Annotated in this window: 15 protein-coding genes; 3 read left to right on the top strand and 12 right to left on the bottom strand. The window is 47.1% G+C overall.

All coding sequences use genetic code 11. The annotated features are described in order from the left end of the window. Positions 1-228: 228 nt before the first annotated feature. Positions 229-897, top strand: coding sequence for a SprT-like domain-containing protein (locus ACZMIG_RS13045; RefSeq protein ID WP_487889674.1), 669 nt, complete (start codon positions 229-231; stop codon positions 895-897). A 328-nt stretch (positions 898-1,225) separates the two neighbouring features. Here the strand turns inward: ACZMIG_RS13045 and ACZMIG_RS13040 are convergent, their stop codons facing one another. Together ACZMIG_RS13040 and alaS are read right to left on the bottom strand one after the other, a co-directional pair. Beyond that, positions 1,226-1,465 (bottom strand): helix-turn-helix domain-containing protein, encoded by a 240-nt coding sequence (locus ACZMIG_RS13040; RefSeq protein WP_053399048.1) that lies wholly within the window; start codon positions 1,463-1,465, stop codon positions 1,226-1,228. Between the two features lie 344 nt (positions 1,466-1,809). Further along, complete coding sequence (gene alaS / locus ACZMIG_RS13035) at positions 1,810-4,431, bottom strand: alanine--tRNA ligase (RefSeq protein ID WP_487889673.1); 2,622 nt, start codon at positions 4,429-4,431, stop codon at positions 1,810-1,812. A 284-nt stretch (positions 4,432-4,715) separates the two neighbouring features. Here alaS and ACZMIG_RS13030 point away from each other — a divergent pair, with 284 nt between their 5' ends. Next, positions 4,716-5,063, top strand: coding sequence for a MerR family transcriptional regulator (locus ACZMIG_RS13030; RefSeq protein WP_125104678.1), 348 nt, complete (start codon positions 4,716-4,718; stop codon positions 5,061-5,063). 482 nt (positions 5,064-5,545) lie between these two features. Here the strand turns inward: ACZMIG_RS13030 and ACZMIG_RS13025 are convergent, their stop codons facing one another. The 10 genes from ACZMIG_RS13025 to ACZMIG_RS12980 all read right to left on the bottom strand — a co-directional run bounded on the left by ACZMIG_RS13025 (position 5,546) and on the right by ACZMIG_RS12980 (position 20,666). Next, entirely contained in the window at positions 5,546-6,487 is a 942-nt protein-coding gene (locus tag ACZMIG_RS13025) for a hypothetical protein (protein ID WP_021853641.1), read from the bottom strand. A 105-nt stretch (positions 6,488-6,592) separates the two neighbouring features. After that, positions 6,593-7,066 (bottom strand): hypothetical protein, encoded by a 474-nt coding sequence (locus ACZMIG_RS13020; protein ID WP_021853640.1) that lies wholly within the window; start codon positions 7,064-7,066, stop codon positions 6,593-6,595. Between the two features lie 34 nt (positions 7,067-7,100). Further along, positions 7,101-8,933 carry a RagB/SusD family nutrient uptake outer membrane protein gene (locus tag ACZMIG_RS13015; protein ID WP_487889672.1) on the bottom strand — a complete coding sequence of 611 codons (1,833 nt, stop codon included), beginning with the start codon at positions 8,931-8,933 and terminating at the stop codon, positions 7,101-7,103. Positions 8,934-8,951: 18 nt separating this feature from the next. After that, a complete protein-coding gene (locus ACZMIG_RS13010) occupies positions 8,952-12,317 on the bottom strand; it encodes a SusC/RagA family TonB-linked outer membrane protein (protein ID WP_487889671.1) in 3,366 nt (1,121 codons plus the stop codon). A 1,131-nt stretch (positions 12,318-13,448) separates the two neighbouring features. Further along, positions 13,449-14,426, bottom strand: coding sequence for a pectinesterase family protein (locus ACZMIG_RS13005; RefSeq protein WP_021853635.1), 978 nt, complete (start codon positions 14,424-14,426; stop codon positions 13,449-13,451). An 88-nt stretch (positions 14,427-14,514) separates the two neighbouring features. Further along, a complete protein-coding gene (locus ACZMIG_RS13000; protein ID WP_021853634.1) occupies positions 14,515-16,785 on the bottom strand; it encodes a RelA/SpoT family protein in 2,271 nt (756 codons plus the stop codon). Positions 16,786-16,836: 51 nt separating this feature from the next. Continuing rightward, positions 16,837-18,171, bottom strand: coding sequence for a lytic transglycosylase domain-containing protein (locus ACZMIG_RS12995; protein ID WP_021853633.1), 1,335 nt, complete (start codon positions 18,169-18,171; stop codon positions 16,837-16,839). 40 nt (positions 18,172-18,211) lie between these two features. Continuing rightward, positions 18,212-18,919: a DUF5683 domain-containing protein gene (locus tag ACZMIG_RS12990; protein WP_370799489.1), complete on the bottom strand. Its 708-nt coding sequence runs from the start codon at positions 18,917-18,919 to the stop codon at positions 18,212-18,214. Between the two features lie 78 nt (positions 18,920-18,997). After that, positions 18,998-19,894, bottom strand: coding sequence for a ParB/RepB/Spo0J family partition protein (locus tag ACZMIG_RS12985; RefSeq protein WP_021853631.1), 897 nt, complete (start codon positions 19,892-19,894; stop codon positions 18,998-19,000). A 7-nt stretch (positions 19,895-19,901) separates the two neighbouring features. After that, entirely contained in the window at positions 19,902-20,666 is a 765-nt protein-coding gene (locus tag ACZMIG_RS12980) for a ParA family protein (RefSeq protein WP_021853630.1), read from the bottom strand. Between the two features lie 154 nt (positions 20,667-20,820). Here ACZMIG_RS12980 and surE point away from each other — a divergent pair, with 154 nt between their 5' ends. Further along, on the top strand, positions 20,821-21,597 hold the full coding sequence (gene surE / locus ACZMIG_RS12975) for a 5'/3'-nucleotidase SurE (protein WP_287601759.1): 777 nt from the start codon (positions 20,821-20,823) through the stop codon (positions 21,595-21,597). Positions 21,598-21,615: the final 18 nt, after the last annotated feature.

The following is a 21,615-nucleotide window of genomic DNA, read 5'->3' as shown; positions in this document are numbered from 1 at the left end:
AATGAGCCGCATAAAAACAAAAAGATGAAAAAAGTCATAAGCCCATTGAAAGAAAAAATAAAACGTGGGAATTTATAGAACCCACCTTAACCCTATTTGGGGCATTGTGATTCAGCATCAATGCACAAAATTGAGAAAGTAATATGCGGTCTAATGACCGATTTGGGCTTATGCAAAAAGTTGCCGCAGCGCTTGCTCTTGTGTCGCAGATGTGCTAACTTTGCATCCATGCAAGTAAGCGTAGAACTTCTTAAAGAATGGTTTGCCGACTTTAATGTGCGCTATTTCGGCGGCAGTCTGCCCGTGCCCGCATTTGCAGTGGGGCGCTCGCGCACGCAGCTCGGATGTATGTCGTGCAAGGTGAGGCGCAGGATGTTTTCAAAGTCGTACACCGACTACACAATACGCCTGAGCAACTATTATGATGCCGACGAGCGCCATTTTAAGAACGTTCTGCTGCACGAGATGATACATCTGTGCATAACGTCGAGGCGGATAAAGGACACGTCGCCGCACGGCGAGGTGTTCCGCAGGATGATGCGCGCCATAAACGCCGACGGCTGGAGCATAAGCGTTTCTACAAAGATGGACGCCGTACAGAGGTCTGCCGGCAAGGCGCGTAAGCGCATGAGGGTGGTTTTGGCAGTGGCTATGACCGACGGGCGCTGCCTGCTCTCTGTGGTTAGTCCGCGTTATGTGCCGGCGATAGACAGAACTATGAGCCGTGCGCGTGGCATTGTCAGATATGACTGGTATGTGTCAGACGACGACTTTTTCAGTTCGTTTCCTTCTGTGAGGACTCCCCGCGGGCGCATTGTAGGCAAAGACATGTTTGCCGAGCTTACGGGCAGAATGAAGCCTTTAGACCGGGCGCGGGCAGGCATCAGCCAGCGCTGACGCCATGCTGCGTTGTCTGCCGTGTTGGTGGCTTGAGTGTGTGCTGCCCATATTAACCCCAATCTGTCATCATGCCGCACATAGCTTTATCTGTTTTGTGCATTCATGTTTTCAGCCTGTCTTTATTGTTCATGTTTGCGTCTTTTTGTTCGCTATTCTTGGCAAAGCCCGTTATTCCTGCAAAAAATCTAACGAAAATCAGCTTAATATAGAGCAAATATTCAGACCGAATGACCGATTTGAAATAAAGCAATGGGCGCCCCTGCATCAAGCAGAAGCGCCCACCTCGTGTCGGTTTTATTTATCTGAAAGTTTAAGAAGTCTTTTTTTATCCGTTTTTGAGCTTGTCGCTATATAGTTTAAAGAAGTCAAAGTTCAGTATTCTTGATATTTTCATAAGCTCATCAGTGTCAATCGACTTTTTTCCAAATATTTTATAAACATTGGTCCGGCTGCATCCCAACTGGCCGGCCAGCCACACCACAGACTGTTTTCTTTCTCTTAGCTTGGCCTTTATCAGCAGGCCTATTGTTGTCTTATCTGTGTTTGTCTTTTTGGTATCTTGCATTTCCTTTTATATGTATTGGTGGTGTGGTTCCCTTTTTCTTACTTATCTCTCTGCCGGCACATTCATGTCCGTAAGCTGCCGGCCTGTTTTTTACGTATACAAAGTTAAGCCAAAGAATCATATTGTGCAAGTGCTGTTTTGCCGGTGTTGGAGTGAGGCTGACACAGGAGTGATTATCAGGTGATTTTTTGTGATTATCCGGTAAAAAGAAAATGCCCCGGCAGCATGTTTTGCTGTCGGGGCATATGTCGTTTTATGGTTTAGCCTGCATTGCAGCAGCTATTTTCAGCTGTGCCCAGTGGCTTTGCCGGATGTATTTATTGCAAAGCAGGCTTGTGGTCTTGTTAAAGATTAGCCAACTCTATCACTTTGTCTACTGCAGCAGACAGTCCGTCGATGTCTTTTCCGCCTGCAGTTGCGAAGTGAGGCTGTCCGCCGCCGCCGCCCTTTATCAGCTTGGCTGCTTCGCGCACCATCTGTCCGGCGTTGAGTCCGTGTTCCTTCACGAGGTCTTCGCTTATCATGACGCTGAGGGTGGGGCGTCCGTCAAAGGTGCTTCCCACAACGCAGAGCATGCGCTCAGGTTCGGCTGCACGTATCTTGAACACGAGGTCTTTGGCTGCGTCCTGCTTCATTATCAGTGTGGAAGCGATGACCTTCACTCCGTTTACGATGCGGGCCTGAGATATGAGCTTCTCCTTAACTCTCTCAACTCTCTCGGCCTGGAACTGCTCAATACTCTTCTTCATTGAGTCGTGCTCCTCGATATATTTCTCTATCACGCCGAGCAGATCCTTGGTGTTGTTGAACAGAGCCTTTATTGCCTTCATTCCGTCCTCAAGGTCGTACATCAGCATTTCGCACTCTTTTCCGGTCTTGGCCTCTATACGGCGAACTCCGGCGGCAACGCTGCTCTCTGATATTATCTTGAACATGCCGATGCGGCCTGTAGAGTGGGCGTGGATACCGCCGCAGAACTCAATGCTCGGGCCAAACTTAACCACGCGTACCTTGTCGCCGTATTTCTCACCGAACAGGGCAATGGCACCCATCTTCTTGGCTTCGTCGAGCGGCATGTCGCGGTGTTCGTCGAGCGGTATGTCCTGACGTATCATGTCGTTGACAAGCATCTCAACCTTGCGTATCTCCTCGTCGGTCATCTTCTGGAAGTGAGAGAAGTCGAAGCGCAGCGTGTCGTGTGATACGAATGAACCCTTCTGCTCAACGTGGTCGCCCAATACCTGCTTCAGGGCATAGTCGAGCAGGTGGGTAGCCGTGTGGTTTGCGGCGCTTGCCTCGCGCTTGTCGGTGTCTACGCATGCCATGAAGTCAGCCTCAGGATTCTTTGGCAGCTCCTTAACGATGTGTATCGACTGTCCGTTCTCGCGCTTGGTGTCTATGATGTTCACTGTTTCGTTCTCGCTTACCAGCACTCCGCAGTCGCCAACCTGACCACCCATCTCGCCGTAGAATGGTGTGTTGTCGAGCACGAGCTCATAGAAGGTGTTCTTCTTCTGTGTCACTTTGCGGTAGCGCAGTATGTGGCATTCGTATTCAGTGTAGTCGTAGCCTACGAAGTTTTGCTCGCCCTGGCTCAGCTCGGTCCAGTCGCTGTTTTCAACGGCAGCGGCGTTGCGCGCTCTTGCCTTCTGCTTCTGCATTTCTTCGTCAAACTGTTTCTCGTCAACGCTGAGTCCGTTTTCGCGGCAGATGAGTTCAGTGAGGTCGAGCGGGAATCCGTAGGTGTCGAACAGGCGGAATGCCTTTGTGCCGTCGAGCACGGTCTTGCCTTCGGCCTTAACTTCCTGCATGGCGTCAGACAGCATGTTGATGCCGTTGGACAGCGTGCGCAGGAACGATTCTTCCTCTTCCTTTATCACCTTGGTTATCAGTTCGCGCTGTGCGGTAAGTTCGGGATAAGCCTCGCCCATCTCGTGTATCAGCGTAGGCATGAGCTTAAACATGAATGCCTCTTTCTGGTTGAGGAAGGTGTATGCGTATCTTACGGCGCGGCGCAGTATGCGGCGTATAACGTAGCCTGCCTTTGCGTTGCCCGGCAGCTGGCCGTCGGCTATTGAGAAGGCTACGGCACGCAGGTGGTCGGCAACCACGCGCATTGCCACGTCGGTTTTCTCTTCCTTGCCGTATTCCATGCCTGAAAGGCGTGAAATTTCCTTGATGATAGACTGGAAGATGTCGGTGTCGTAGTTAGAATGCTTGCCTTGCAGGGCACGCACAAGGCGCTCGAAGCCCATGCCGGTGTCTATTACGTTCATTGACAGCTTTTCGAGAGAGCCGTCGGCCTTACGGTTGAACTGCATGAACACGAGGTTCCATATCTCGATAACCTGTGGGTCGTCTTTGTTTACAAGTTCGCGGCCCGGTGTCTTTGCTTTTTCTTCGGGAGTACGAGAGTCGAGGTGAATCTCTGAGCAAGGTCCGCAGGGACCTGTGTCGCCCATTTCCCAGAAGTTGTCGTGCTTGTTTCCGTTGATTATGTGGTCAGCCGGAACATGCTTTGCCCAGAAGGCAGCAGCCTCGTCGTCGCGGCTGAGGTTTTCTTCGGGAGATCCTTCGAACACGGTTACGTAGAGGTCGGCCGGGTCGAGGTGAAGTACGTCAACGAGATATTCCCATGCCATGTCTATGGCGCCTTCTTTAAAGTAGTCGCCAAAGCTCCAGTTGCCGAGCATCTCGAACATGGTGTGGTGGTATGTGTCGTGGCCCACTTCCTCAAGGTCGTTGTGCTTTCCGCTCACGCGGAGACACTTCTGCGAGTCGGCCCTGCGTCTTGGTTCGGGGTCGCGTGTTCCCAGTATGATGTCCTTCCATTGGTTCATGCCTGCGTTAGTAAACATCAGTGTCGGGTCGTCTTTAATCACCATCGGTGCCGACGGAACAATCTGATGTCCTTTCGATTCAAAAAACTTTTTGAACGATTCACGGATTTCGTTAGCTGTCATCATTTTCTTTATATTTTGTTTTTGTTCTTTTCACGATAAAGGCAAAATGCCTATTTGGGAGCAAAATTATAAAATAAATCCCATAAATCATTAAATAATTGTGTAAAACATACAATTCTGTTGTCTGTGCGGCAAATTATTGTGTCGCAGGACGGCATGAGCCTGTCGGCAGCGTCTTTATCTGCAACTTGAAGAAATGTATTATTTTTTCGGTTGACAGCATGAAAATGAAAAAAAAATGATAAATTTGCAACATCAGACGTTACATATTTTAATTTCCACGAATTATGGCATTGAACACAGAAAAGAATCTTAAGCTTTATTACTCGATAAAGGAAGTGGCAGCCATGCTCAACGTGCCCGAGAGCATGCTGAGGTTTTGGGAAAAGGAGATACCGATGTTGCGGCCGAAAACAACCGGTAACAATGTGCGCCAGTATACGCAGACCGACATTGAGAATGTAAAGGCCGTGTATAATCTTGTCAAGGTCAGGGGCTTTAAGCTGTCGGCTGCGCGTAAGATGTTGCGCGAAAACAAACAGGCTGTTGACGGCAATGCGCGTGTTATGGAGAGTCTGATAAAGGTGCGCGACGAACTGAAGTTGCTCAAGAAACAGCTTGATTATCTTGAGTAGTATTGTTTTTGCAATACCTCGCAAGATAACTTTCCGGCTTTGCTTTCTGCATATGTCTTCAGTTGCTTGTATATCTTGATATACACCTAATTGTACATCTTGAGGGTATGCGTTGAGGTTTGCTGTGTTTGTAGTGGATACAGGCTGTTATCCGACATGAAGTAGTATACCGAAAAATAAATTCTTTATTAGGAAATCCCATTAAATCATTATTCCGTACATGATTTAAATCTACAAAAATATTGATGCCTTCATATGTCATGTTGTTTCCTGTTATTGTCCTGTCGTCTGCTTTTTGTAGAAATAGACCGCTATGCCTCTGAAAAAGCAAATGACTATACGCTCAATTTAAGACAATAATCCTGCCGGATCTTAATGAAAGCAATTTGGAATAAAAGCAGATGCCAGGAGACTTCACAGTGTCCTGGCATCCTTTCAATACATAAAATCAAATTATTAACTTTGAATTTTAGTCTGGCTCTTTATTTATTAACGTATTTTTTGCCATTGATTATAACGATACCCTTTGCATTTTTGTTAACACGCTGTCCGGCGATGTTGTATGCAGGAGCATCAACGTCATTCTTGTCGGTGTTAATCTCTGTGATGTCAGTGCTGCCGCCAGAGAGCAACTTAAGAGTAGAACCGTCTTCTGCAACGATGCTTACGTCAACAGGATTCTCGCTGTAGCAGAAGCCTTTGAAAGAAGCTTTTGAACCAACTGCGTTGAATACATAGTTGCAGTCTGCATAAACCTTGAACATGATTACGCCAAGACCATTGCCGGCAGATGTAGCTTCAGCATTGTTGTTGTGATAAATCTGAATAGGCCAAAGGATTGTACCGTTGCTCTGGTCATAGAAACCTTCCTCGTCAGCTGGCAGAGTGTATGTAAGCACGCCGTTTGTTATAGGGTCTGCGTTCTTGTCAGCGTCATCAGCAATGTTCATAGCAAGAGTGTAAGAGAGGCATTTGCCTTCTTCAAATACAGTGTATGCCTTGTTTGAAGAAGCCTTTAAAACAGCATAGAAATAACCGTCCTTCTTAGCCTTTACTACATAGTAAGCGCCTGTTCCAGGCTGTACGAAGTTCTTTGCAGGATCCTCACCGCCGGCTCCTTTAGGGTTGCTGTTTCCCTGAAGACCTAAGTCAGAGCAGTCAACGTCTTTGTCTGCACCAAAGCGTACTTTGTTGTAACCGTTGAATGCGATATCCACAGCCTTGTACTGATCAGCAGCACCTGTTGAAACTGTAACGTCTTCGTTGTCAACTATAACAGAGTTTGCGTCGATGGCTGTCAGTGCTGTAGGGTCAGCTGCGCCCTTTTCAGTCAGCCATGCTTTGGCGTCAATTGTACAAACGTTCTGCGCGCTGGCGCAAATTCCTGCCATAAGGGCAAGTGATAAAGATAAAATTTTTTTCATAAGTTTTAATTTTAGTGATTAATAAAGTTATTATAAAGTTTTCTTTTAAATATTTGTTATATGTATGCTGCAAACCTTGAATTTGCAGCATACATTTTCTTTTGGCTATTCTGCAGTAGTGAGCGTTCCTGTAAACGTATTTGTCGAAGTGTAGGTCTTTCTGCCTTCGGTTATGGTCGTTACATATATAAATGTAATTTCGCCGTTAGTTACCTTGGCGCTGAAATTGCCGAGGTTTGCACTTTTGTTATTTGTCAGGATATATCCCGAAGTGCTGTTTCCCGAACAGTTTGCTACATCTGATATTTCTTCTTTGACAACAGGATCGGCCTGTTTCAGTGTTACATTGGCAACCCACTGTCTATTGGCAGACAATTCTATTGTTCCTGTAGCTTCGTTTTCATCTTGCAGCTCACCAGATGAGTTTGTGAGCTTCTGGTTCCATGTGCCGATATATGTTCCTGCAACTTCCTGTTCCGGGTTTTGTGTCCCTACAGCTTCATCGTCGTCATCGCTGCATGCGCTGAAAGTCATCAAGGCCATTATCAGTGTTAAGAATAAATATGTTTTCTTTTTCATTGCTTTCATTTTTTATGTTATTAAAGTCAATCTATTAATAGCCGGGATTCTGGTCCTCTTCAGTCATGCTGTCGTTACCTGAAATTTCAGATGTCGGGATAGGACGATACCATTTTGTCTCTCCTTTAATGTTTTTCATATCCTCGGCACTTGTAACGAAATAGTTGTATGCCACGTTGTAGCGAACCAGCTGACGTGTACGGCGAAGGTCAACCCAGCGGGTCTGTTCTGCGTAACATTCACGTGCACGCTCGTCCAGAATCAAGTCAAGCAGAGTGAAGTTTGAAAGCATGACGCTTACTTCATAGTCAGCGAGGCTGTTAAGATGAGGTGCTCCGGCGCGGTCGCGCACTGCGTTGATTTTCTCAAGGGCCGCAGTTTCGTTTCCTGCCATATAATAGGCCTCGGCAGCAGTAAGATATGTTTCAGATGCATGGAGGACTACGATGTCGCGGTAGCTGATGGTCTTTCCGCCCATAGATGCGGTCGGGTCGTCCCATTTCTTAACGCACGGCGTTGTTTCCAAAGATGTTCCTCTGTTGTTGTCATTGAGGTTCTGATTGGTTATCGTCGGTGTAAGGAAGTTGCCTTCTGCGTCAAACTTGTAGACAAATATCTGTCCGTCGTGGAGCAGGTTGGCATGAGGCTCCTTCGGATGCTTGTTCGGGTCGCGTACAAACTGCGATTTGTGCGCTGTTAGATATGCCTCAAATTCGGCTTGAGAAACATAAGTTGGAGCATAGTATGCAAATATTGGCAATGTGTTTTTGTCAACACTTGTGTTGTAGTATGCAAAGTATCCATATTTAGTCCAGTCGGCCACGCTGTTGTCATACTGATACATTGTTGTCATGAATGTAGCGTCCCAGCGTGTGTCTCCTTTCTCCCACAGTGCCAGAGAGCGTGTGTTGAGAGCCTTGTTAGAGGTTGAATACTTCTGTCCCTGAGCTACGTCGCCGTAATAGTGGCAGTAGTAGATGTCGAGTTCGTGTCCGCCGTCGCTTATATCTCCGGGCCATCCTGCCTTGTCATATTGAACTGCGAAGAATGTCTCGGGATTGGTGTCCTCATTTGACGGCAGCCATTTGTCTTCGAACGATTGTGTGAGCGGTATGCCGCTGATGGCAGCCTCGGCAGCCTGTGCTGCCTTCTCGAAGTTTTCTTTTGATGTTATGGTGTATGTGCCGGCATTTTCGTCAGTGAGAGTAGTGTTGCAGTCCCAGCCGTGTGCAAGATATATTTTTGCGAGCAGGGCTTGTGCAGCTTTTTTATTTACGGAGCCGTCATGTGTTATTTCAGGAATTTCGCTTGAGTTGATAACTTCCTGAAGGTCGTTTTCACAGTTGGTGTAAATAGTTTCGAGGTCTGTGCGCGGATAGTCGCGGCTTGCGCTCTGAATGTAGGTGTCAGAGTAGGGCACTGCTCCAAACTGCTGTGTCATGAGATAATATCCGTAAGCTCTAAGGAATAGGCCTTCTGCACGATATCTCTTGTATTCTTCTCCGCTGTAGTTGATAAGACCGTTGGCATTATTTATAAGTCCTGTACATGCAACGTAGTAGTCTTTAACTTCGTCTGTCTCAGCGGTCAGCGAATAATCCTGGAATACTGATGCACCCTGACCACGGCAAGGCATATAGAGGTCTGTGCCGTCATCGTTGATGTTTAATGCCGTAGCCAGATTCTTTAAAGAAAGGAATGCATATGCCCTGAAAGACTCCAGTCCTTCTTTTGTCCTGAAATATGTTTCAGGATCCATTTTGTCTCCTCCGGCTGTCTTGTTTTCTGCTTCAAGGAAGTCCGAGCAGCTTGTGGCCGACATCAGTGCCAGAAGAGCCATTGTTATGATATATGATATTTTTTTCATTTTTCTTGATTATTGAAGTTAGAATTTAAGACTTGCACCAAATTCCCATGTAACGGTGCTAGGACCATCGTTTTCTGCACCGCCTCCGGCCCATTCCGGATCAAATCCTTTGTAGTCGGTCCATACGAACGGGTTGGTTACTGTGCAATAAAGGCGCAGATGGCTGATGCCGATCTTGTTGATCCATTTCTTCGGGAACGTATATCCGAGAGTAATGTTCTTGACTTTTACGAAAGACGCGTCTGTGATGGCCTGGCATTGTGAGCCGTCACGGTTGAAGGCATGTGTTCCGTTAAGACCTGCAGTGTTTCCGTCGTTCGGGAAAGGATATGCACCGTAGTGTGTGGTCTGCTGGTATACCGGGTTGATGTATGTTCCGTCGGGATTAATACCGTCGCAGTCGATAAGTGTTCCTGCCGGGATATAATAGTCAACATTCAGGTGCATCCATCCACGGTCTTTATAGTCGAGATATTGTGCATAGAAGTCAGAGTACACCTTATAGTTCTGCTTGGTGTAAAGTGATGCAGACAAGTCCCAGTTCTTGTATGACAGAGATGTTGTGAGGCTTCCTGTCCATGACGGGTCTGACCTGTAAACCTTCTTGTCTTTGTCGTCGATAGTTCCGTCGCCGTTGACATCTTCTATAATCGGGTTGCCTTCCTGCAGTCCGTAGCAAATGTTGTAATAGTCATATTCTTTCATTGTTGAGCCTGGTGTAAGGCCTTTTGCCAAGGCGATTTCTGTGTTAGGCACAATCATGTCGCGGTCGGTTACGATGCCGGCCCAGTGATATCCGTATACGTTGTTGATAGAGCATCCAATGAAAAGGTTGTCGTTAGGCAGGTTTGCACCTGAACCGTTGATTTCTTTCACCTTGTTGATGTTGCGTGCATAGTTTAAAGAGATGTCCCAGCGCCAGTCTTTTGTGATGACAGGAATTGCGGTTACAGCAAATTCGATACCTCTGTTCTGCACGCTTCCTACGTTTGTGTTAAGCTTCATGGGGTTGCCGTCGCTGTCTGTTCCGGCTTCGAGCGGAAGCTCTACAGAGTAGAGAAGGTCGTCTGAGGTCTTCTGATACAGATCCACGCTACCGAAGATGCGGTTCTTGAGGAAGCCGAAGTCGATACCGAAGTTGATTTCCTTAGACTCTTCCCATGTCAGGAATCTGTCTACGATGCTGCTCGGATAGAAAGCGTTTACGTAAGTGCTTCCGAAGGGATAGTAAACCGGACCGGCTACTGTTGTTCTTGTAGCATAGTTTCCTACGCCGGTGTTGTTACCTGTTACACCGTATGAAAGTCTTACCTTTAAGTTAGAGAGCCATTTTACGTTCTGAAGGAACTTCTCTTGTGACGCGCGCCATGCAACGGCAACAGACGGGAAGCATCCCCAGCGCTTGTCTGGTTCAAATTTTGAAGAGCCGTCCCAACGCACAGTTGCGGTAAGCATATATCTCTCGTCGAAGGTATAGTTGGCGCGAAGAGCGTATGAAATCATACTGTTTTCACTGAAAGAGTTGTTCGTATTGGTAAGGTCAATGGTTCCTGATGACAGATTGTACCAAAGTGAGCCGTCGAGCACACCCTGTGCTGCCTGATTGGTGGCTTCGGTGTCGCTTGCCATCATAGAGAACAGTCCCATGAGGTTAACGGCGTGTTTCTTTGCAAACACTTTGTCGAATGTAAGGATGTTGTCCCATGTCCATTGTATGTTGCGTGACGTTGCAAGGCTTGCCGTGTTTACAGGGTTTCCGTTGGTGTCGGTTGTACCTACTACTGTTGCTCCTGCATAGTCGAGCACATAGTCGGTGAAAACACCGTCACGGTAATAAGTGAAGTTTGGCGAGAATGTTGTCTTGAACGTAAGTTCTTTTATCGGCTTGATTTGCAGATATACATTGCCGAGCATGCGCCATGTCTGACGTTTGTGTGTGTATACGTCCATCAGGTAGAGCGGGTTGTACTGTCCTGAGAACTGGTGGCCTGTTGACGAGGCCGTACCCATGGCTACAGAGTTGCCTGGATAGTAGTTTTTATATATTTGTCCGTATTGGTTGTAATAGTAGCCGGTGTATCCTTCCTCCGGAATGTTTCCGTTGGCATCATAGATATATCCGTTTCTTTCGTCCGGCTGTGTTGAATATGGCTGGCAGAACGGATTGAGCCTGTAGGCAAGCTCTATGGCGTCATCGTTTGCATATTCGTTTCTGATATAAGCCATGTTTACGGTGAATCCGCCGCTGATAATCTTGTTGATCTGTGCGTCAAGACTGCCCTTGAAGCTGAACTGGTCTCTGCTGTCGCCTACATAGATACCTTTCTCCTGGTTGTAGCCGAGTCCGACATGATAGTTTACTCTTTCAGACGCTCCGCTTATGGCCACGTAATGGTTTTGCTGTGTTCCGTTGCGTGTTGCCAGATCTGCCCAGTCAGTGGTCTGTCCTCCTGCAATAATCTGTTTTAGGATAGAATTTCCGTCTCCGTCAACCAGTGCCATTTGATCAAAATTGCCCATGATGTACATCGGGTTGGCCAGGTTGGTCTGTCCTTGTCCATAAGAAAGGAACTTCAGGAAGCGGTAATTGTAGAATTGCTGTCCGGTCTGGAATTCAGGCATACGTGCAACTTTTGATACGCCGTAATAGCCGTCGTATGAGATGGTCGGCTTGCTCATTTTCTTGCCGATGTTAAGGCTTCCTTTGGTTGTAACCATAATCACACCGGCTGTGGCGCGTGAACCGTATATCGCGGTTGACGATGCGTCTTTCAGAACGTCGATGCGCTCAATGTCTTGCTGGTTAAGGAAGTTGATGTCGTCGCAGATTATTCCGTCAACAACATAAATAGGTTTTGTGTCAGAGTTTGTAGATGATTTTCCGCGAATCTCAATATCAAAGTCTCCGCCGGCACGGCTTGAGTTCTTTGTAATGTTGACACCAGGAACGGTACCCTGAAGACCTTCCATGACAGTTGCGGCTCCTTTGGCTGTTACGTCTTCCGTGCTTAGTGAACTCACTGATCCTGTGAGGTCGCTTTTTTTCATGGTTCCGTATCCTACAACAACAAGCTCGTCAAGTGCCTGGTTGTCTTCTTGCATGACAAGGTTTAGTGTGGAACTGTTGCCTACTTTTACATTCAGGTCTTTATAGCCGATGTAGGTAATTTTAAGGTTGGTCGACTCTGTTGCATTAGGAATCTTAAAATTACCGTCGATGTCAGTTATAGCACCTGCTTTTCCGTCGACAAGGACTGTAACGCCGATCATTGGTTCCCCGTTAGCGTCTCTCACCGTACCGGTAATTACCTTTTGCGCAAATGCAGAAAGGCATATTACAGGCAGCATTGATGCCAATAGGATTCTTCTTGTTAGTAAATGCATAAATGTTTTATTTTTAATTGTTAGTAGTTAGTGTTTCTCTATATATGATTATATGTTTGCTCTATTTTTTCATGGCCGTTTTCATGGTATTTTTATCAGTAGGCCAAGTAGATTTCTGCCGGTTAAAGCAGATTTGTTATGTGCAAATATACAATAATTTTAAATTCAAGACAAATAAAAACACTTTTTTTGATGTTTGTCGGATAATTTATTTTGTTATATAACCTTAATATTTGATTTATTGGCTTGTTTTTTAATGCTTTTGTATTTAGTTTTTTGCTTAAATAATGTTGTATTTTGGCAATTCTTTAGGTTGTATTATATATTATGGTAGGTGGGCTTGGTGTCAGGATGGGCCGGTTAAGACTTTGTCTGATTCATAATAAAAGTTAACGTGTGGGCTGCTGCTTATGTAACAAATATGGGGTATGGGCTACGGATGTTGAGTTGATTCAGAATAGGAAACTGTTGTTGCTGTTGATCGGCAAAGTAAAACGTAGTGCCGGATTTGTTTCTGGCTTGTCGCCATGTCATGGTTGTGAAGTTGAGCCCTTTAGGGAGGATATAAAACAGAAAACTTTTTGATTTTGACGCTTTCAGACTGGCTTTTTTCTAACGGAATAGGATTATTTTTGAAAAAGGCCGTAAATTCGTTCGCACTTGCTAAAGTGCTGATCCCTAGTGGTTTATGTCGTTATTACAGATGCTTCTCGATTGTTAAAAAAGCTAACTGGGCCGTTTGCACATAAAAAACCATAGGTTTATGCACCGCAGGTGGTACATTTTTCATGCCTGAAGCAATAGTTTTGGCGTCTTAAATTGCTGTTTTGAGGGCAAGAAAGTGTCTGATATGCAAATAAATGTTATAGAAATTGGTGCGTTATATTTATTGGCTTAACAATTATTATAATTATGTTTTCTATTTTGCAGAAAACTCTGAACATAAATTTTGTAAAGGTTTTTCTGCCGAGGCTTTTGTGTCAGGCTGTTTTGTTGGGTGGTATTGATTGCATAAAAATAAAAGCCAGACATCGCAACGGATTGTTGTTGCTGTCTGGCTTTTATCATGTTGTGTGATATAAGTTTCGCGGCAGATTGTCTTGATCTTTGCCGCTGTATCTGTCTGTTTGATTATATTTCAGGTATCCAGCTGTTGTCCATCTTGAAGACGTTGTCAACTGTTATCTTGGCAGCCTCTTTTTTTGTCAGTTGCTTGCTCCATGGTGCCCTTTCTTTCGTTGTTGCTCCGGCACCGCTGTTGTTGTATTCCATGTAGCGTGCTGTCTTTTCGTTCGAAGCCTTGCCCCAGTTGTGCCATCCAGCAGGCAGAATGTGGCTGCCAAGCTCGCAGTTCATGAACAGGGTGAAGGCGTAAGGGCGCCACGGACGTCCGAGATATACCTTTGTAACGCCTTCGGCTGCCGTAAGCTTGCAGCGGTTGAACACGTAGCCGAAAGCCACGTCTGCAGGCGTTGAGGCTGCTGTGACGTAAGAGTTTTGCTTGCTGTGTATGGTGCAGCCCTCAAACCATGCCGTAGACGGACCGAAGATAAAGTCGGTTGTTCCCTCGATGTAGCAGTTCTTAAAGTATAGTCTGGTGTTGGCCAGACCTGTATATACTGTGTCCTGGTTGCCCAGCAGGCGGCAGTTTACAAACACGAGATGGTCGCCTTCTGTGTGAAGTGCCACGGCCTGTCCAAGCTTTGCGGCATTGTTTTCTATCGTGATATTCTTAAATGTGATATAGTTGCCTTCCACTTTGACGGTGTATGTGCGGAATGTTCCCATGGGCTTGTTGGTGTCTTCAAGCCTTATGTTGGCATGGTCGTCGTAGGTTATTATGGTGTTTTCAGCATCTTCGCCGCACACTTCGATGTTGGTGAGCCACGACGGTATTATCACTTTCTCCTTATATACGCCTTTCTTTACGTATATTACTTTGTGATATTCCATGAATGCGCGGCACACTTCAACGGCCTCGTTGATGGTTCTGAACTGGCCGGTGCCGTCTCTCGAAACCACCAGTGTGTCGGGATTGTCATAAGGGTTGGCTGCGTTTGCCGTAAATGCGGCCAGTGCCGCAATGATAGTGATGAATAGTTTTTTCATAGTTGTGCTTTTTGACAGGCTGTGCCATACGGGCACGACTGCCTCAGCCGGCTGTAACGCCGGCTGTGCATGGCCAGCCGGAAGTTGTTTATAATATTTGTTTTATTTCTTGTAGTCCTTCTACTTTCTTCAGTTTTCCCATTATAGTCCTGACGTCGTCGCGGTCGTGTATCCTCAGTTCGAGTGTTCCGTCAAATATTCCTTCTTCGCACGACAGCGTCACTCTGTGTATGTTTACGTTAAGCTCGTCGGATATAACCTGGGTAACCTCGTTGAGCATGCCGATTCTGTCTATTCCTTTTATCTCTATTACTGCATCGAAGAGCAGTTTCTTGTGCATGTCCCATTTGGCATCGAGTATGCGGTTGCCGTATCCTGATTTTAGTTTTGCTGCAACGGGGCACGACCTTTTGTGTATCTCAATGCGGTTCTTGCCGTCGATGAATCCTAGCGCGTCGTCGCCGGGTATGGGGTGACAGCAGTCAGGGAAGATAAATTGGTTTATGTTGTCGTCTGTGATATATATAGGCTTTTTGCGGTTGAAGCCTTCTTTTACGATGAAGTAGTTTGGCTTCTTGTTCTCGTTGCCTTTCTTCTTTTCCTTGCCCAGAAACGGCACAAACTTTCGCCATGTTACGGCCGAGTTCTGCTTTCTCTTACCGTTAATCTCGTCGATGTCTTTATCGCTGAGTATGATATTCTTCTTTCCTATGGCCTTGAACAGTTCGTCCGGCTTCTGCACCTCGTGGAATTCGCATAGCTTGTCGATTACAGACGAGTTGATTTCCAGTGAGTGCTTGCTAAGGAATTCAGACAGAATCTCTTCGCCTTGCTTCTGTATCTCGCGGGCTTCGCGGCGTAATATTGCCTGTATCTTAGCCTTTGCCTTTGCCGTTGATGCAAAGTTTATCCATGATGGCTGCACGTGCTGCGAGTTTGAGGTGAGAATTTCCACCTGGTCGCCGCTTTGCAGCTTGTGGCTCAGCGGCACGAGCTTGTGGTTTACCTTTGCGCCTATGCAGTGGCTGCCGAGGAATGTGTGTATCTGGAATGCAAAGTCGAGGGCCGTACAGCCTGCCGGCATGGTCTTTATCTCGCCTTTGGGGGTAAATACAAATATCTCTGATGCAAAAAGGTTGAGCTTTATAGCGTCGAGGAAGTCCATTGCATCGGGCTGCGGGTCGTCAAGAATCTCTTTGATGGTGCGCAGCCAGTTGTTAAGTTCGCCTTCGTCTTCAGTAATTTCGTCGCCTTCTTTATATTTCCAGTGTGCGGCAAAACCCTGTTCTGCCACTTCGTCCATTCTTTCAGAGCGTATCTGTACCTCAATCCATCGGCCCTGCTTGCTCATCAGAGTTACGTGCAGAGCCTGATATCCGTTGGCCTTGGGATGGTTGACCCAGTCGCGCAGACGGTCGGGGTGCGACTTGTAGATCTGGCTTATCGCCACATATATGTTGAAGCATTCGTTGACTTCCTCTTCACGTTTCTTGGGCTTGAAGATTATTCTTACAGCCAGAATGTCGTAAACCTGGTCGAAGCTTACGTGCTTGTTCTGCATCTTGTTCCAGATGGAGTAGGGGCTTTTCACCCTGGCTTTTATTTCATATTCAAGTCCCATCCTGTCGAGAGCCTGCTTTATTGGACCTGTAAAGTCGTCAAACAGACTGTCGAGAGACGCCTTTGTGTCTGCCAGTTTAGATTCTATTGATTTATACTCTTCGGGATGTTCAAACTTGAAACTCAGGTTCTCAAGCTCGGTCTTTATTTTGTTCAGTCCGAGGCGGTTGGCAAGCGGTGCGTAGATGTATAGCGTTTCTCCGGCAATCTTGTATTGCTTGTTTGCCGGCTGGCTGTCAAGCGTGCGCATGTTGTGCAGGCGGTCGCATATCTTAATAAGGATAACGCGTATGTCGTCGCTCATGGTCAGAAGCAGCTTCTTGAAGTTTTCTGCCTGTGCCGACGCCTGGTCGCCGAATATTCCGCCTGAAATCTTAGTCAGTCCGTCCACAATCTGCGCAATCTTAGGGCCGAAGATGTTCTCTATGTCCTCAACCGTGTAGTCGGTGTCTTCAACCACGTCGTGCAGAAGTGCCGCACTTATACTGGTAGAGCCGAGCCCCATCTCGCTGCATGCGATCTGGGCCACGGCTATGGGGTGCATTATATATGGTTCGCCAGACAAGCGTCTAACGCCCTTATGTGCCTGTTTGGCAAAGTTGAATGCTTTAGTTATTATGTCAACTTTCTTTCTGTGGCGTGTGGACAAATAGTCGTTCAGCAGACGCTGAAAAGCATCACCGACCAACTTTTCCTCAGCAATTTCTCTCTCTTTGTCAATGTTGTTACGCTCGTCCATAATTGGTTTCTCCAGATATTATTAATAAGGTATGCAGGTGAAGCGCCTTTTTTATTTCACCCTGATTTTCTTTCCGGCACGTATGTTGTTTCCTTTTATACCGTTAAGCTGGCGCAGCTTCTTTACGGTAGTGTGGTGCCTTTCTGCTATCTCAGACAATGTGTCTCCGCTTCTTACGGTTACGCTCTTCTTTCTTGTTCTTGAGCGTCTTGACGATTTTCTCTTTCTGCTTTTGCTCTTGCTGTAGCTCTTGCGTGTGCTGCTTGTGCTTGTCGTGTACTTGCTGCTTTCAACTTCCACCAGCGAACGTCTGGTGAGCAGCGCGTCAGTCTCGTATCTGTAGATAGAGTCTTCGTTTGCGATAAATGTGTTTGTGGCGTTGGCCGGCAGACGTATCACCGACGGCTTGTTGTTGCCGTTGACGATGTCGCGGCGATACTGCGGATTTAGCGTGCGCAGCTCTTCAATGTCAATGCCGCACACGTCGGCAATCTGCTTAAGATGAACATCCTTTGACACAACCACTGTGTCGGTCTTGGCCGGCAGTGTGGTGCGCATGGGGCAGATGTTGTGCTCGCAGTAGTAGTTCATCACGTAGTTTGCGGCAATGAACGCCGGCACATATCCTCTGGTCTCGCGTGGAAGGTAAGGATAAATCTTCCAGTAGTCGGCCTGTCCGTCGGCGCGGTGTATGGCCTTGTTTATGTTCTCCGGTCCGCAGTTGTATGCAGCAATCACCAGGCTCCAGTCGCCGAAGATATTATAAAGGTCTTTAAGATAGTGGGCAGCTGCATAAGACGATTTAATGGGATCTCTGCGCTCGTCGATAAGCGAGTTGATTTCCAGTCCGTACTGCTTGCCCGTTGCCACCATAAACTGCCACAGTCCGGCAGCGCCTGCATGAGATGTGGCTTTAGGGTTTAATGCCGACTCGATTACCGGCAGATATTTTAGTTCAAGCGGCAGTCCGTAGGCCTCGAGAGCCTCTTCAAATATAGGTATGTAGAAGTTTGATGCTCCCAGCATGTAGCTTACCGAATGGCGCAGTCTGCCTGTGTATCTGTCGATGAATTTCTGTACAATTTCGTTGTATGGCATTTCCATGACGTTTGGCAGCCTGCTGAGGCGCTCGATGTACACCTCTTTCGGGTAATCTCTGTTCTCGTCACGGTAGTTGCAGTCTTCGTCCTGCTGTAAGTAAGTTTTTGAATAGTATAAGTTCAGGAGGCTGTCAACTTCATAGTTCATAGCCTCAGGCAAGTCAATTGTTTCTTCTTTTCCGTCATTGTCAGTCACAATTATTTCATCCTTTTCGTTCTGAGCCTGCATCACGCAGTTACCTCCGAAAAGCATCGTGGCAATGATTATAAAAACTTTCTTTCTCATAAAATGTTTATATACAGAATCTTATAATTTAAATCTTTTTTCAGAAGGTTATAGAGCACTGAAGTCCCAATGACGATGATTTAAGCGGATTCAGTGACGACCTGTTGTTTATTATCGTAGGCTCAAGCTTCATGCTCAGGTCTTTTGAAATGTCAAATTCTGACAGTGACGCGTCGACATACGCGTCTATTACCGACAGGGCGTAAACGCCGATGAGGCAGAATACGCTCAGGTCGCGGTATCTGCGGTAGAAGTCCTTACGCTTTTTGAACAGATTTTGGTATTGTTCCTTGTTCTCTTCCGTTATGGTGTTGCCCAGATGCAGAAACTGGTTATAGCTCTCAGTGCTTGGGTCGTTGTCCATGATGTCCATGTAGGCCTGCGAGTAGTCCTTATACATCTGGTTGTTCCATCTTATGGCGTAAAGACATCCGATGAAGCCGCCATACACAATAGGCAGCTTCCAGTATTTGCGGTTATATATTTGTCCTGCTCCCGGTATCACGATGGCAAGCCACATGGCTCTTTTGGCGTTTGGCCTCCATGTGCTCCAGTCGCGTTTCTCTTTTTTCTTCTTTACAGAGTCGTTTGCCGACAGCATCCTCATGCTGACAGAGTCGGCCGCAGACACAACCTTGTTTATCGTGTCGCTTATCTGCTTGTCGTTTTCTGCCGCAACCGTCATGATCGTGTCGTTGACCGTGATGGTGTCCTTGTCGCCCGTTCCGAGCGCGCTGCACGGCATCATCACGGCAAGCATGCATATGGCCGCTGCCAGTCTTGACAGGTAATATGTTAGATGTCTGCTTGTATCCACAGCTTTATCTTACTGTTCTTTCAGTTTGTCAAACATGCTCATTATACGCACAAGCTCTTCTTCGTTGGCAAACGGAATGCTAATCTTGCCCTTGCCGTTGGCCGAGCAGGTCATCTGAACTTTAGTCTTGAAGAAGTCAGACAGATGCTGTTTCAGTGTAGAGAATTCTTCGGGCATCTGCTGGTTAGATGCTATCTTCTTCTTGCCGCTGACTATGTCTTCGCCGTTTTTCAGCTTCTGCACCATTTCCTCCACCTTGCGTACAGAGTAGCCGTTCTTTTGTATCTCCTTGAACAGCTTCACCTGCAGCGACGGGCTGTCTATCGCCAGCAGCGCGCGTGCGTGTCCCATGTCAATCTCCTTGTTCTGCAGCGCCATCTGCACTTGTGCAGGCAGCTTCAGCAGGCGGAGATAGTTTGATATTGCTGTGCGGCTTTTGCCCACTCTTTCCGACACCTTCTCCTGCGTCATTCCTGTGTTTGTCAGCAGGTGTTCGTATGCCAGGGCTATTTCTATCGCGTTGAGGTCTTCGCGCTGGATGTTCTCAACGAGAGCCATCTCCATCACGTTTTCGTCCTTGATGGTGCGTATGTATGCCGGTATAGCCCTTAGTCCGGCTATCTGCGATGCTCTCCAGCGGCGTTCGCCGGCAATAATCTGAAATCTGTTGTCGTCAACCTGTCGCAGCGTTATCGGCTGAATGATGCCTATCTCGCGTATGCTGTTGGCAAGCTCGTTGAGAGCTTCCTCGTCAAATTCGCGTCGTGGCTGGTTTGGGTTGGCTTCTATCTGCTCAATAGATATCTCGCTGATGGTCGAGCTGCCCTGCGGGCGCACGGCTTCGGTAGATATCAGAGCGTCGAGTCCGCGTCCGAGCGGATTGCTGTATCTTTTCTTAATGGCCATAATATTCTTACTTGTTCCTGTTTATAATCTCCTTTGCCAGTGCCAGATGGTTCTTGCTTCCTGTTGAGTCGGCATCGTAAAGAATAACCGGAAGTCCGTGGCTTGGCGACTCGCTCAGTTTCACGTTACGCTGTATGACGGTCTTGAACACAAGCTCCTGGAAGTGGCGCTTCACCTCGTCATAAATCTGGTTGGCCAGGCGCAGGCGGCTGTCATACATAGTCAGCAAGAATCCCTCAATCTCCAGTTTCGGGTTCAGCTTGCTCTTTATTATCTTTATCGTGTTCAGCAGCTTGCTTATTCCCTCAAGGGCAAAGTATTCGCATTGAACAGGTATTATTACAGAGTCGGCGGCAGTGAGGGCATTCACCGTTATCAGGCCGAGCGACGGCGAGCAGTCAATCAGAATATAGTCGTAGTCGCCCCTTATCGGCTGCAGCAGGTTTTTTATCACCTGCTCTCTGTGTTCAAGGTTTAGCATCTCTATTTCGGCTCCCACAAGGTCAATGTGGCTCGGCATAATGTCAAGTCCGTCAATGTCTGTGGTATAGACGGCGTCATGTACGTCTGCATGGTCGATGATACATTCGTACAGCGAGCAGTCCACGTCTTTCGTGTTGACTCCGAGGCCGCTCGAAGCGTTGGCCTGCGGGTCGGCATCGATTACCAGAACCTTTTTTTCCAGTGTGGCGAGGGATGCAGCCAAGTTAATTGTCGTGGTTGTCTTTCCCACGCCTCCTTTTTGGTTTGCTAATGCGATAATTTTTCCCATTTGTCTTATATTGGTGTCCTAAATCTAATGTCTTTATTTGCTCGTTTTAGAATTGCTCCTTCCAAAAATATTTTGCAAAAATACATATTTTATGTGAGAAATAGTTGTTTTAAACCTTTTTTCGTACTTTTGTAGCCGAAAGAAAATGATTTTTATGAAAATTATGAAACCATTAATACTTATTTCTAACGACGACGGCTACCATGCCAAGGGACTTAACTCGCTGATAGACATGCTCTCTGATTTAGGCGATATCCTTGTCTGCGCGCCCGAGTCGGCACGTTCAGGATTTGCCACAGCCTTCTCTGCAACCACTCCCTTGAGGCTCAAGCTGCGCCGCAAGCGCGAGGGCGTTGAGGTGTGGTCGTGCAACGGCACGCCCGTCGACTGTGTCAAACTGGCGCTGAGCCAGCTCTGCCCGCGCCGTCCCGATATGGTCATCGGCGGCATCAACCACGGCGACAACGGCTCTGTCAATTCTCATTATTCGGGCACTATGGGCGTTACGCGCGAGGGCTGCATGAAGTATATTCCTTCAGTAGCTTTCTCTCTCTGCGACTATAGAGACGACGCCGACTTTGAGCCTCTGCGCAGCATCGTCAGAAAGATTACGGCCAAGGTGCTTGCCGAAGGTCTGCCCAAGGGAACGTGCCTTAACGTAAACTTCCCCAAGGCTGCTGAATTTAAAGGCGTAAAGGTGTGCCGAATGGCTAAGGGTACATGGGGAAACGAGGTTGTTCGCGCCCGTCATCCCAGGGGTTACGACTATTATTGGCTTGTGGGCGAATATACCAACGATGAGCCTGAAGCAACCGACACCGACAACTGGGCTCTCAACCATGGTTATGTGGCCATAACGCCCACCACAATCGACGTTACCGACTATGCCATGTTCGAACGTCTGAAGGATTGTGCCGACGAGTTTTGCTGATGTGCCGGGGCTGCGGTC

The sequence above is a fragment of the Xylanibacter sp. genome (assembly GCF_057607445.1).
Note: the sequence above shows the minus strand (reverse complement) of the source record. Positions and strands in the feature narration are given on the sequence as shown.